The sequence below is a fragment of the Amycolatopsis sp. cmx-8-4 genome (genome assembly GCF_046548675.1).
Classification (GTDB): domain Bacteria; phylum Actinomycetota; class Actinomycetes; order Mycobacteriales; family Pseudonocardiaceae; genus Amycolatopsis.
In genome coordinates, this window is sequence record NZ_JAEBDZ010000038.1 from 30,624 (window position 1) to 42,175 (window position 11,552).

The 11,552-nt window shown below is 70.6% G+C and carries 10 protein-coding genes; 4 read left to right on the forward strand and 6 right to left on the reverse strand.

From position 1 onward, the window contains the following. Positions 1 to 97 precede the first annotated feature (97 nt). Entirely contained in the window at positions 98 to 1,825 is a 1,728-nt protein-coding gene (araD, locus tag ACLJQZ_RS42845; protein WP_410626833.1) for an L-arabinonate dehydratase, read from the reverse strand. A gap of 78 nt (positions 1,826 to 1,903) precedes the next feature. On the opposite strand from araD, the gene ACLJQZ_RS42850 reads away from it, so the two are divergent. The 3 genes from ACLJQZ_RS42850 to ACLJQZ_RS42860 are packed head-to-tail and all read left to right on the forward strand — an operon-like array spanning position 1,904 to position 4,053. Then, a complete protein-coding gene (locus tag ACLJQZ_RS42850) occupies positions 1,904 to 2,557 on the forward strand; it encodes a GntR family transcriptional regulator (protein ID WP_326943588.1) in 654 nt (217 codons plus the stop codon). After that, positions 2,554 to 3,057, forward strand: coding sequence for a metallophosphoesterase family protein (locus ACLJQZ_RS42855; protein ID WP_410626835.1), 504 nt, complete (start codon positions 2,554 to 2,556; stop codon positions 3,055 to 3,057). The genes ACLJQZ_RS42850 and ACLJQZ_RS42855 overlap by 4 nt, the downstream gene beginning before the upstream one ends. 9 nt (positions 3,058 to 3,066) lie before the next feature. Then, the gene (locus tag ACLJQZ_RS42860; protein ID WP_410626836.1) at positions 3,067 to 4,053 is read left to right on the forward strand and encodes a PHP domain-containing protein; all 987 of its coding nucleotides are present in this window, start codon (positions 3,067 to 3,069) and stop codon (positions 4,051 to 4,053) included. On the opposite strand, the gene ACLJQZ_RS42865 is transcribed toward ACLJQZ_RS42860, so the two are convergent. The 3 genes from ACLJQZ_RS42865 to ACLJQZ_RS42875 all read right to left on the reverse strand — a co-directional run bounded on the left by ACLJQZ_RS42865 (position 4,043) and on the right by ACLJQZ_RS42875 (position 6,425). Then, positions 4,043 to 4,723 carry a L,D-transpeptidase family protein gene (locus ACLJQZ_RS42865; protein WP_410626838.1) on the reverse strand — a complete coding sequence of 227 codons (681 nt, stop codon included), beginning with the start codon at positions 4,721 to 4,723 and terminating at the stop codon, positions 4,043 to 4,045. The two genes, ACLJQZ_RS42860 and ACLJQZ_RS42865, sit on opposite strands and share 11 nt — an antisense overlap. 41 nt (positions 4,724 to 4,764) lie before the next feature. Further along, positions 4,765 to 5,610, reverse strand: coding sequence for a chitosanase (locus ACLJQZ_RS42870; RefSeq protein ID WP_410626840.1), 846 nt, complete (start codon positions 5,608 to 5,610; stop codon positions 4,765 to 4,767). 224 nt (positions 5,611 to 5,834) lie between these two features. Beyond that, the gene (locus ACLJQZ_RS42875) at positions 5,835 to 6,425 is read right to left on the reverse strand and encodes a TetR/AcrR family transcriptional regulator (protein WP_410626841.1); all 591 of its coding nucleotides are present in this window, start codon (positions 6,423 to 6,425) and stop codon (positions 5,835 to 5,837) included. 66 nt (positions 6,426 to 6,491) lie between these two features. Here ACLJQZ_RS42875 and ACLJQZ_RS42880 point away from each other — a divergent pair, with 66 nt between their 5' ends. After that, on the forward strand, positions 6,492 to 7,964 hold the full coding sequence (locus ACLJQZ_RS42880; RefSeq protein WP_410626843.1) for a flavin-containing monooxygenase: 1,473 nt from the start codon (positions 6,492 to 6,494) through the stop codon (positions 7,962 to 7,964). Between the two features lie 51 nt (positions 7,965 to 8,015). Here ACLJQZ_RS42880 and ACLJQZ_RS42885 read toward each other — a convergent pair whose 3' ends face one another. Together ACLJQZ_RS42885 and ACLJQZ_RS42890 are read right to left on the reverse strand one after the other, a co-directional pair. Further along, positions 8,016 to 8,975: a hypothetical protein gene (locus ACLJQZ_RS42885; RefSeq protein WP_410626844.1), complete on the reverse strand. Its 960-nt coding sequence runs from the start codon at positions 8,973 to 8,975 to the stop codon at positions 8,016 to 8,018. 100 nt (positions 8,976 to 9,075) lie between these two features. Continuing rightward, entirely contained in the window at positions 9,076 to 11,187 is a 2,112-nt protein-coding gene (locus tag ACLJQZ_RS42890; protein WP_410626846.1) for a M4 family metallopeptidase, read from the reverse strand. Positions 11,188 to 11,552: the final 365 nt, after the last annotated feature.

The window sequence follows — 11,552 nt, forward strand, 5'->3', positions numbered from 1 at the left end:
CCGGTGACGAGGTCAGCGTACGTGGCACCCGGACAAGCCGTACGACTCGCCCTAACGGGGGATGAACCGGTCACGGTAGGGGTACGCGAGGCAACCTTCAGCGTGCGTCGGGCTCCGGGTTGTGGCCCGCGCGGGCCAGGAAGTCGAAGTCGCAGCCTTCGTCGGCCTGGGTGATGTGCTCGGCGTAGAGCGCTCCGTAACCGCGCTCGAACGGGGGCGCCGGGCGAGTCCACGCGGCGCGACGCCGGGCCAGCTCCTCATCGGACACCTCCAGCCGCAGGACCCGTGCGGGGACGTCCAGCGTGATCGGGTCGCCGTCGCGGACCAGGGCCAGCGGGCCGCCCACGTGGGACTCGGGCGCCACGTGCAGCACGCACGCGCCGTAGCTCGTCCCGCTCATCCGGGCGTCCGAAATCCGGACCATGTCGCGGACCCCGGCCTCAAGCAGGTGCGAGGGGATCGGCAGCATCCCGTACTCCGGCATCCCGGGGCCGCCGAGCGGGCCCGAGCCGCGCAGCACCAGCACCGAGTCCGCCGTGATCGCCGGGTTCTCGATCCGCTTCTTCAGGTCGCGGTAGTTCTCGAAGACCACCGCCGGGCCGGTGTGGGTCAGCAGGTGCGGCTCGGCGGCGAGGTGCTTGATCACCGCGCCCGACGGCGCCAGGTTGCCGTGCAGGACCGCGACCCCGCCCTCGGCCGCCACCGGGTTGTCGCGCGGCCGGATGACGTCGTCGCTGTGCACCGACGCCGCGGCCAGGTTGTCGCCGAGCGACCGGCCGGTGACCGTGAGGCGGTCGGTGTGCAGCAGGTCGGTCAGCCGCGACAGCAGCCCGGGCAGGCCGCCCGCGTAGTAGAAGTCCTCCATCAGCCAGTCACCGCCCGGGCGGATGTTGGCCAGCACCGGCACGTGCCGCGCGATGGCGTCGAAATCGCTCAGGCTCAACGGGATCCCGCTGCGCCCGGCCATCGCGATCAGGTGGATCACGGCGTTGGTCGAGCCACCCAGGGCGAGCACGGTGGTGATCGCGTCCGCGTACGCGCGCTTGTCGAGGACCTGCCCGATGCGCAGGTCCTCCCAGACCATGCCGACGATCCGCGCGCCGCTCGCCGCGGCCATCCGGTGGTGGGCCGAGTCGACGGCCGGGATCGACGCCGCGCCCGGCAGCGTCATGCCGAGCACCTCGGCCGCCGACGTCATGGTCGACGCCGTGCCCATCGTCATGCAGTGGCCGGGCGACCGGGCGAGCCCGCGCTCCAGTTCGGACATCTCGGCGTCGCCGATCCGGCCGGCGCGCTTCTCGTCCCAGTACTTCCACATGTCGGTGCCGCTGCCGAGGACTTCGTTCCGCCAGTGCCCGCGCAGCATCGGCCCGGCCGGGACGAAGATGGCGGGCAGGCCCGCGCTCGCCGCGCCCATCAGCAGCGCCGGGGTGGACTTGTCGCAGCCGCCCATCAGCACCGCGCCGTCGATCGGGTAGGACCGCAGGATCTCCTCGGTCTCCATGGCGAGGAGGTTGCGGTAGAGCATCGGGGTCGGCTTCTGGTAGGTCTCCGAAAGCGTCGCCACCGGGAACTCCAGCGGGAACCCGCCGGCCTGCCACACCCCGCGTTTGACCTGCTCGGCGCGTTCGCGCAGGTGCATGTGGCACGGGTTGATGTCGCTCCACGTGTTGAGGATGCCGATCACCGGCTTGCCGAGGTGCTCCTCCGGGTTGTACCCGAGCTGACGGCTGCGGGCGCGGTGGCTGAAGTCGCGCAGGTCGTCGCCGCCGTACCACCGGTGGCTGCGGAGCTCCTCGGGCTTCTTTCGGGGACTCGGGTTCATGCCGTCCAGTATGGCATCTGATATATGATCCTGGGGGGCTGGTTGAATGGGCTCCGACACGACCGAGGGAGCCACGCCATGACCGGGACGTTCAGCCTGCCCGCATCCCGGACCGAAGTGGTCCTGGAGGAGATCCGCCGTGGCATCCTCACGCGCGAGCTGCTCCCCGGCCAGGCGCTGGTCGAAGCCGAGCTGGCCGCGCGGCTGGGCGTGTCCAAGACGCCGGTGCGCGAGGCGCTCAAGGTGCTGTCCAACTCGGGCCTGGTGACGTTCAGCCCGTACAAGGGCGCGTCGGTCTGCGTGGTCGACGCCGACCTGGCCCGGTCCGTCTACGACGTGCGGATGGTGCTCGAGCCCGAAGCCGTCCGGCGCACGGTCGAGCGGCGCGACGCCGACCTGCTGGAAGACGCCGCGGACGCGCTGAAGGAGGCGTCGGCGGCGATCGCGGACAAGGACCAGGTCGCGCTGAGCCTGCTCAACCGCCGGTTCCACCGCGCGCTCTACCGCGGCTGCGGCAACCCGCTGCTGGTCTCGATCCTGGATGACCTCAAGGACCGCGCGGCCCTGATCAGCGTCGTCGGCTGGGAGGCCAACCCCAGCTGGAAGAAGGAGTGGACCGAGCACCGGGCCGTGCTGGCCGCGGCCAAGAAGGGCGACGCCGAGGGCGCGGCCGCGCTGCTGCGCGACCACATCGGCGGGTTCCTGGAACGGATCCTGAAGGCCATCGAGTGAAGCTTCTCCTCATCTCCGACACCCACCTCCCGGGCCGCGCACGGGTACTGCCCGAGCAGGTCTGGCGGGAGGTCGAGGCCGCCGACGTCGTCGTGCACGCGGGCGACTGGGTCGACGTCACCCTCCTCGACGAGCTGGAAGCGCGCAGCACGCGCCTGATCGGCGTTTACGGCAACAACGACGGGCCGGAACTGCGCGAGCGGCTGCCGGAGATCGCCCGCGCCGACCTCGACGGCGTCCGCCTGGCCGTCATCCACGAGACGGGTGCGAAACAGGGCCGCGAGCAGCGGTGCGACGCGCAGTTCCCGGACACCGACGTCCTCGTGTTCGGCCACAGCCACATCCCGTGGGACACGGTCGCGCCGTCCGGCCTGCGCCTGCTCAACCCGGGCTCGCCCACCGACCGCCGCCGTCAGCCGTTCTGCACCTACCAGACGGCCCGGATCTCGGAAGGTGCGCTGACGGACGTCGAGCTGCACGAACTGCCCCCGAGGGGGTAGGAAGGTCCCATGGATCCGGCGTGGGCGTTGCGGGAGATCGCGTTCCAGCTCGAACGCGCGGGGGAGCCGAGCTACCGGGTGCGGGCGTTCCGCAACGCGGCCGCCACCGTCGACAAGACCGACGCCGAGCGGCTGGCTTCGATGGCCGGGAACGGCACGCTCACCGCGTTGCCCGGGATCGGGAAGGCCACCGCGGGTGTCATCGAGGACGCGCTGGCCGGCCGTGATCCGGCCTACCGCGAGAAGATCGTCGAGGCGAAGCTGCCCGACGGCGAACCGCTGCGGTCCGCGCTGAAGGGCGACTGCCACACCCACTCCGACTGGTCGGACGGCGGCAGCTCGATCGGCGAGATGGCCGTCGCGGGCCGGGAGGTCGGGCACGAGTGGATGGTCCTGACCGACCACTCGCCGCGGCTGACCGTCGCGAACGGGCTGTCGCCGGAGCGGCTGCGGACGCAGATGCAGATCGTGGCGAAGGCCAACGAGCTGATGGCGCCGTTCCGGCTGCTGCAGGGCATCGAGGTCGACATCCTCGACGACGGCGCGCTCGACCAGGAGGAAGAGCTGCTCGGGCAGCTCGACTTCGTCGTCGCGAGCGTGCACTCGAAGCTGCGGATGCCGGCGCGGGACATGACCCGGCGGATGCTCGCCGCGGTGCGGAACCCGCACGTCCGGGTGCTGGGGCACTGCACCGGCCGGCTCGTCGTCGGCCGCGGCCGGCCGGAGTCGGAGTTCGACGCCAAGGCCGTGTTCACCGCGTGCCGCGAAAACGGCGTCGCGGTGGAGATCAACTCGCGGCCCGAACGCCTCGACCCGCCGATGAAGCTGCTGCGCCTGGCCGCGGAGCTCGGCTGCGAGTTCGCCATCGACAGCGACGCGCACGCCCCCGGCCAGCTCGACTGGCAGGGTTACGGCTGCGAGCGGGCGATCAAGGCCGGGATCGGGCCCGAGCGGATCATCAACACCCGGTCGGTGGACGAGCTGCTCAGCCGCTGACCGAGATGTCGGCGACCGGGTGCCGCGCCGGGTCGAGCCAGCGCATCACGGCGTCGAGGTCGGCACCCGGGATCGAGACGCAGCCCGCGGTCGGCTTCCCGTTCGAGACGTGCAGGAAGAACGCGGACCCGGCGCCCGGCACCGCGGGCGAGCGGTTGTAGTCGAGGACGACGGCGTGGTCGTAGACCGGGCCCGCTTTGCCGAGATCCTCACCGGCGGCCTCGTTGAACGGGCACGTGCCGGGAACGCAGGAGAAGTGCGTGTTGTAGTACGGGGACTTCACATCGGACACCCACCAGTCCGACGTCGTGACCTGCCGGTACGGCAGCCGGGTCCCGTTGTTCGGCTGGATCCCGAAGGCCTCGGTCAGCTTCCACACGCCGGCCGGGGTGTGCGACGTCGCTTCGCTGGCCTGGCCGACGCCGTCCTTGCCGACGAACGCGCTGACCGGACCGTAGGCCCTGGACCAGCCGGTTCCGGTGCGCTGCCAGGCGGTGAGCACGGCGGTGGTCGCGCTCGCCGAGTCCGCGACGACGGTGACGACCTGGCCCGCGTCGCCGCGGAAGGACAGCGGGACCGCGTCGGCGGGGGTGGCGGCGGTGCTGGTCAGCAACGTGGCCGCGACCAGTGCGGCCACGACCAGCGTGGCGCCGAGGAATCTCCTGCCCATGCCGGAGACCCTAGCGGCGCCACGCGGGTCGCGCACCTACGTCAGTTGATGGTGTAGGAGTCCCCGTAGACCTTCCACTTCAGCGGGGTGTGCAGGTCGAAGTTGCCCGCGTTGAGGAACGTCACCTGCTCGGTGTCGATGCGTGAGGTGTCGGAGTGCGCTTCTTCCTCGTTCATGACGATCTTGCGGGCGGCGAAGAACGCCTTGAGGTAGGTCGCCTCGTCGCCACCCTGTGACGGCGGCTTCGCCTTCTTGATCGCGGCCGAGCGGATGCCGCCGAAGCTGCTGTGGTCGGTGCCGGGGCCGTGCATGACGATGGCGTCGTAGTACGCGAACTGACCGAGGTTGCTGAGGCCGTCCGTCTTGCCCTGGCTCACCGCGGGGTTGAAGTAGACGCGGTCGCGCTCGTTGTTCTGCGCGGTCTGGAACGCGGTGGTGGCCGCGGCCGACTTCCACGCGCTCTCGAACGCCGAGCCGAGCCCGCTGTGCGAGTCGGTGCCGTTCACCTTCTTCAGCGCGGGAAGGTACTTCGCGAGCGGGTTGTTCGGGACGGCGTCGGTGTAGGCCTGGACGAGCTCGAGCATGTCGCCGGTGCCGGAGCAGAAACCGATGATGCCGGCGGTGTACCCGCGGCCGTCACCGATGTCCTCGATGTACTTGTACTGCGCTTTCCAGTCCAGGGAGGAGTTTTCCGCGCTGGAGACCAGCTTCATCGCGATCTCCTTCTTGGCCGCGACGGAGAGGTCGCCGACGGCTTTGACCGCACTGACCGAGGCGGCGCTCGGTGCGGGGGCGGCCGAGGAGAGCGCGGGCGTGGTGATCACGAGGGCCGCGACGGAGGCCGCGCCGAGCGCGCCGATCAGGACCGGCCGCAACTTCTTGCTCATGGGGGAAAACCCTTTCCGCGGGAACGTGCCGTGGGGGATCACGGCGTCTCGGGCATGGCGGACAGCACCCGGAATTCGACGGCCTTCGGCTGCCGGAAACGGGATACTGGGTGGTGCTGCGGCGTAGCGCCACGGTAGCGAAGGGTCAGCACCGCCACAAGGGGGGACGAAGTTGTTTGCAAATAGGGAAAAAAGCCCGGGGAAAGCAGACGATTTCGGTGTGGTCAGCGGGCGCCGGCGAAGATGCGGATGACGTCCGGCAGCACGTTCACCGGGATCGTCGGGTCGATCGCCCGCTGCACGCCCAGGCCGATCCCCAGGCTGAGCAGGGCCGTGGCGGCGTCGTCGGCCGACATCGGGAGCGTGATCCCGAACCGCTCCGCGTAGCCCGAGAGCAGGCCCGCGATCGTGTCGCGGATGGTCTTGTCCCGCGCGGCCAGCTCGGCCCGCACGTGCGGGTTGCGCCGGGCGTTCGTGGCGAACTCGACCTCCAGGGCCGTCCACGCCTCGTCGCCGATGCTGCGTTCGGCCCACGCCTGGAACGCCGTCAGCAGGTCTTCCATCCCCTCGGCGCCGACCAGCGCCCCGGCGATCGCCTCGACCTGCTCGTCGTGGATCCGGTCGAGCACGGCGAGGCAGAGCTCGTCCTTGTTGCGGAAGTTCGAGTACACCGCGCCCTTCGAGTACCCGGCCTCGTCGGCGACCTTCTCCAGCGACGTCACCGAATAGCCGTCACGCAGGAACAGCTCCCGGGCGGTCTCGATGAGCTGTTCGCGGGTGCGCGCCTGGCTTTCCGCGCGGGTGAGTCGGGCCATGCCGCCACTGTAGCGAGTCGCGGAATCGGGGTACCAACAGTATCGAGATACTGTTAGTCTCCGAAAATGGAACAACGCGACTTCGCGGTCCTCGTCGTCGGTGCCGGGGCGTCGGGCCTGGGCGCCGCCGTCCGTCTCGGCCAGGCCGGGGTCGACGACCTCGCCGTGCTGGAGAAGGCGGCCGAGCTCGGCGGGACCTGGCGCGACAACACCTATCCCGGCTGCGCCTGCGACGTGCCGTCCGCGCTCTACTCGTACTCCTTCGCCCCCAATCCCGGGTGGACGCGCGCGTTCGCCGGTCAGGCCGAGATCAAGACCTACCTGCGTGAGACGGCTTCGCGGTTCGGGGTCACCTCGAAGATCCGCTTCGGCGTCGAGGTGACGCGCGCGCAGTGGAACGCCCGTGAGGCGCGCTGGGAACTGGAGACGTCCCGGGGCCCTTACACCGCGAGGATCCTGGTCGCCGGCACCGGGCCGTGGCACGAGCCGCTGATCCCGGACCTGCCCGGCCTCGGCACCTTCCCGGGCGCGGTCTTCCACTCCGCGCGCTGGAACCACGGCTACGACCTCGCGGGCCGGCGGGTCGCGGTGATCGGCACCGGCGCGTCCGCGGTCCAGTTCGTTCCGGAGATCGTGCCCGACGTCGAGCGGCTGCACCTGTTCCAGCGCACCGCGCAGTGGGTGCTGCCCAAGCCGGACCACCACGTCCCGGGTGTCGAACGGGTGCTGCTGCGGCGGTTCCCTTTGCTGCAGAACGCGTTGCGCCGCGTCGAATACGGCGCCATGGAGACGCTCGGGTTCGGCTTCCGGCACCCGTGGCTGCTGCGGCAGGTCCAGAAACTCGGGCTCGCGCACTTGCGGCTCGCGGTGCGGGACCCGGTGCTGCGCCGGAAACTTACGCCGGACTACACCCTCGGCTGCAAGCGGCTGCTGATGTCGAACACGTACTACCGCGCGCTCACGAAGTCCACAGTGGACGTCCACGCGACGGCTGTCTCGTCGGTTTCCGGAAACCGGGTGGTGGGCGTGGACGGCTCCACGGCGGAGGTCGACGCGATCATCTTCGGCACCGGCTTCCACATCCTCGACATGCCGGTGTCGGCCCGGGTGTTCGACGACGCCGGCCGCAGCCTCGACAACCACTGGAAGGGCAGCCCTTCGGCGTACCGCGGGACGACGGTGGCCGGGTTCCCGAACCTGTACCTGCTGCTGGGCCCGAGCCTCGGCACCGGCCACACGTCGGCGTTCATGATCCTGGAGGCCCAGCTGCGGCACACGGTCGCGGCGGTGACGCGCACGCTGCGCTCGGACTGGGCGTCGGTGTCGGTGCGGCCCGAGGCGCAGGCGGCGTTCAACGCCGAGGTCCAGGCGGCCCTGCCGGGCACGGTCTACCAGTCGGGCGGCTGTTCGAGCTACTACACGGACGTCAACGGCCGCAACAGCTTCAGCTGGCCGTTCTCCACGAGCCGGCTGCGGTCACAGGTGGGCTCGTTCGACGAAAAGGACTATGAGATCACGCCGGCCCACGCTGTTCGGTAGCCGGTCGTGAGTGTTTAGGGCGGTTAGAACCGCCCTAAACACTCACGACCGTCAGTCCCACTCCCAGACCATGCCGTAGACGCCCGGCTGCGCGTCCAGCACGGCGATGTGGCTGGTCAGGCTTGGGCCGACCGGGAGTTCGGGCTCGCCGACGACGTCCGAGGAGCCGTCGCGGGGGCGGTGGTAGCGGTAGCAGCGCACCGGCACCGCCGCCGGGTCGAAGTGCGCCTGCAGCACCAGCTGCCGGGCCGGGGCGCGGATGCCGAACTGCAGGTAGCTCGTCTCCGGCGGCTCGCCGTCGTAACCGAAGCCGAAGTCGAAGACGTACGTCTCGCCGGCGCGCAGCGGGTAGTCGAACCGCAGCTCCACGGCCAGCAGCTCGGACGACGGGTCGCGGCGGATCCGGCCGGGGCGGCAGCAGCGCGCCGACCGCAGCGCCGGGTGGTGGGCGCCGCCGGTCTGCGGCCGGAAGAACGACACCCAGCGGTCGACGCCGTCCTCGCGGCTGGTCACCACCATCTCGGTGCGGACCGACCCCTCGGTGCGGTCCGCGGTCAGCGTCGCCCGCTGGTGCACCGACGCGATCGCGAGCCGCGCGTTGCCGTCGAGGTCGATGCCGTCACAGGAGCCCAGCTCGGTCGGCTCGGCGCCGAGCGCGCTGGCCAGGCTGACGCCGCCGGGAAACGGCTCGGCCCGGCGGGCGCGCGGGCGGGCCGGCGTCACCAGCGCGGTGAGGGCGTCGGCGGGCAGGCCGAGACAGCCTTCCGCGACCCGCACGGCGTGCAGTGAACGTCCCCCTTCAGGGTGACGGCGGCCGCGTCGCCAATAGCTCAGCGTCGCCAGGCTGACCTGGGCGCCGCGGATCGCCATCCGCCGCTGCAGGCCCTCCAGGCTCAGCCCGCGATGCCGGATCACCAGGTCGAAGGCCACGTCGAACGGCCCTTCGCGGACGGCCGCGGCCGCCTCGGCGGGCAGGTCCGCGTCGGCCGGTTCGAGCGCACTCGCCTCCATGCTCACCTCCGATCGGGTAAGCATGAGTACTCGGCGCAGCCGACGCAACGAGGCCTGCCACCAAAGTAGGGGGCAGGCCTCGCCGGTCACCGAGCGCGGATCAGCTCACGGTGAGCGCGGTGTCGTCGACGACGAACGATGTCTGCAGCGACTGGTCCTCGATCCCGGCGAACTTGAGCGTCACCGTCTGGCCGGCGTAGGACGACAGGTCGATCGTCTTCTGCGCGTAGGCCGAGTTGCGGTCGAGGTTCGAGTACGTGGCCACCGCCGTCGAGCCGGCGAACACGACGAGCTTGTCGTAGACGACGTTCTCGGTCTCGGCGGTCCCGACGCGCAACCAGAAGGTCAGGCTCGCGTGGCAGCCCGCGGGGATGGCCACCGACTGCGTCAGCGTGTCGGTGTGGGTCACGCCCTGGCCGCCGAGCCACGACGCGTAGCCGCCCGAGCGCGCCGGCGCCCGGCTGCCCCACTGGCCGATGGTGGTGTTCGGGTCGGACCACGACGTCTTGCCCGACTCGAAGCCCGGGTTCAGCAGCTTCTGGCCGGTGCAGTCGCCCGGCGGCGGCGTGGTCGTCGGCGGCGTCGTGGTGGGGGGCGTGGTCGTCGGGGGCGTGGTGGTCGGGGTCGAGTCGGTGCACGTCGGGTCGCCCGACTGCGCCGGCACGCTGACCGCGTTCCAAGCCGCCTTCACGGCGTTGAACTCGGTGCAGCTGTTCGGGTACAGGTTCTTCGCGGCCTGCAGTGTCCACGTGCGGTAGCGCACGTACGAGCTGCCGGACGTCTTCAGCTGGACGGCGCCGTGCATGATGTTGATCGCCTTGCGGATGCCCAGGCCGGCCACGGTGGTGCTGTTGCAGGTCGGGCTGGTCGGCTGGCCGTTCGCCGGGTTGCTGCCCTCGGCGAGCAGGTAGAACCAGTGGTCGCCGGGCCCGGCCGCCTTGTGCACCTCCGCGTTCGGGGTGGAGCTGGAGTAGCAGTTCGGGTCGCCGACCTTCGACGGGTCGTACATGTAGCGGATCGCGCCGGTGCCGACCAGGTTGACCTCTTCGCCGATCGCGTAGTCCGGCGGGTCGTACTGCGACGGCTCGTTCGCGTAGAACTCCGTCGCCGTGCCGAAGGTGTCGGCGATGAACTCCTGCGTGCCGCCGCCGGAGAAGCCGCCGGAGCCGGAGTAGTCGTCGACGCCGTGGCCCATCTCGTGGCCCAGGATGTCGAGCGAGCCGACCCATTCGCCGCTCGGGTTGTGCCCGAGGTTCACGTACGCCGGGCGCGAGTTGTAGTAGTAAGCGTTTTCGTCGTCGAGGCCGACGCGGATCTTCCAGGCGCCGCCGTTGCCGGTGAAGCCGTTGCGGCCCACCCATTCCGAGAGCATCTTCTTCTCGGTCTGGGTGACGAACAGCGCGTCCGCGCAGCCGGTCTCGATGTTCGTGCCGGTGCCGTTGCCCCAGCTGTCGTCGGTCCCGGTGAGGATCGAGTCGCTGCTGTAGTTGCGGCAGTCCAGGTTGGGCGTGTTCGGGTCGGCCATCGAGTACGTGCTGCCGGACTTCGTGGTGTTCAGCGGCAGCGGGGCCGGCCCGTTCCACTTGCCGGTGCCGGTGCCCGCGGCGACGTGCTGCACGGTCCGCAGCACCCGGCCGTCCACGGCGTCGACGTAGACGCTCAGGCTGCTCGGCTCACCGTGGTCGTCCGTGCCTTCGACGTTGCTCTCGTAGGCGAGGCGGCCACTGCCGTCGGCGACGACGACGAGCTTCCCGCCGGGCAGGCCCTTCGGCCCGCGGACCTGCTTGGCGGCGACGGCGTCCGCCTGGGCCGCGGTGAGCTTGGCGCCGCGGACGTTCAGGTCGCCGAGGGGCTGCTGCTGGGCGACGGAGGTGGTCTTCACGGTGCCCGCGGAGTCGGTGGCGATGACCAGGTCGCCGCCGATCACGGGCAGGCCGTCGTAGGTCCGGTCGTAGACGACGTAGGACAGGCCGGACGCGGACCGCACATCCCGCTGGACGAACTTGTCGTGCGACCCGGCGAACAGGGCGGCCGGGCGGGCGCCGACCAGGCCGGCCGCCGCGGTGGTGGCGTTGGCCTGGGCCTGCGCGGCGGACACCGCCGGGGGTGGCGTGGGGTCGGGCTGCGCGGGCGCGGCGACGGCGATGCCGACCACGACCATGCCCGCCGCCGTCGCCCCGCCGAGCGCGGCGAACCGTTGGGGCAATCTCATGACGCTCCTCGGGAAAACTGGGGGAAAGGGGAGGTTCCGCCCAAAGTCGATGCAGAACCCGACAGACGCTAATCGCGTGCCGGGAGCGGCAGAAGATCCATCACACCCGCAAAGTTTCACGCCACGGCCCTGTGAAACCGCGTGAAAACTTCGGTCGCGGCACAGATCGCCGCGCCGCGCACCCCTCGTGTGATCCAGTTCATTTCCCGGACGAGGTGATTTGTCTCATTCATCCCCCGCGCGGGGCAAAACGATCACCAAGCCTGGTGCGTTAGGCCATTCGGCCCAATGCTGAAGGTGTTACCGCGCAGTAACTCTCCGTTGAACACAGTGGCGAAAGGACTTTCCATGGGTATCTCGGACAT

Coding starts and splice junctions, on each gene's coding strand:
- araD (WP_410626833.1), bottom strand. CDS start 1,825: ATGAACCCGAGTCCCCGAAAGAAGCCCGAGGAGCTCCGCAGCCACCGG.
- ACLJQZ_RS42850 (WP_326943588.1), top strand. CDS start 1,904: ATGACCGGGACGTTCAGCCTGCCCGCATCCCGGACCGAAGTGGTCCTG.
- ACLJQZ_RS42860 (WP_410626836.1), top strand. CDS start 3,067: ATGGATCCGGCGTGGGCGTTGCGGGAGATCGCGTTCCAGCTCGAACGC.
- ACLJQZ_RS42865 (WP_410626838.1), bottom strand. CDS start 4,723: ATGGGCAGGAGATTCCTCGGCGCCACGCTGGTCGTGGCCGCACTGGTC.
- ACLJQZ_RS42870 (WP_410626840.1), bottom strand. CDS start 5,610: ATGAGCAAGAAGTTGCGGCCGGTCCTGATCGGCGCGCTCGGCGCGGCC.
- ACLJQZ_RS42875 (WP_410626841.1), bottom strand. CDS start 6,425: ATGGCCCGACTCACCCGCGCGGAAAGCCAGGCGCGCACCCGCGAACAG.
- ACLJQZ_RS42880 (WP_410626843.1), top strand. CDS start 6,492: ATGGAACAACGCGACTTCGCGGTCCTCGTCGTCGGTGCCGGGGCGTCG.
- ACLJQZ_RS42885 (WP_410626844.1), bottom strand. CDS start 8,975: ATGGAGGCGAGTGCGCTCGAACCGGCCGACGCGGACCTGCCCGCCGAG.
- ACLJQZ_RS42890 (WP_410626846.1), bottom strand. CDS start 11,187: ATGAGATTGCCCCAACGGTTCGCCGCGCTCGGCGGGGCGACGGCGGCG.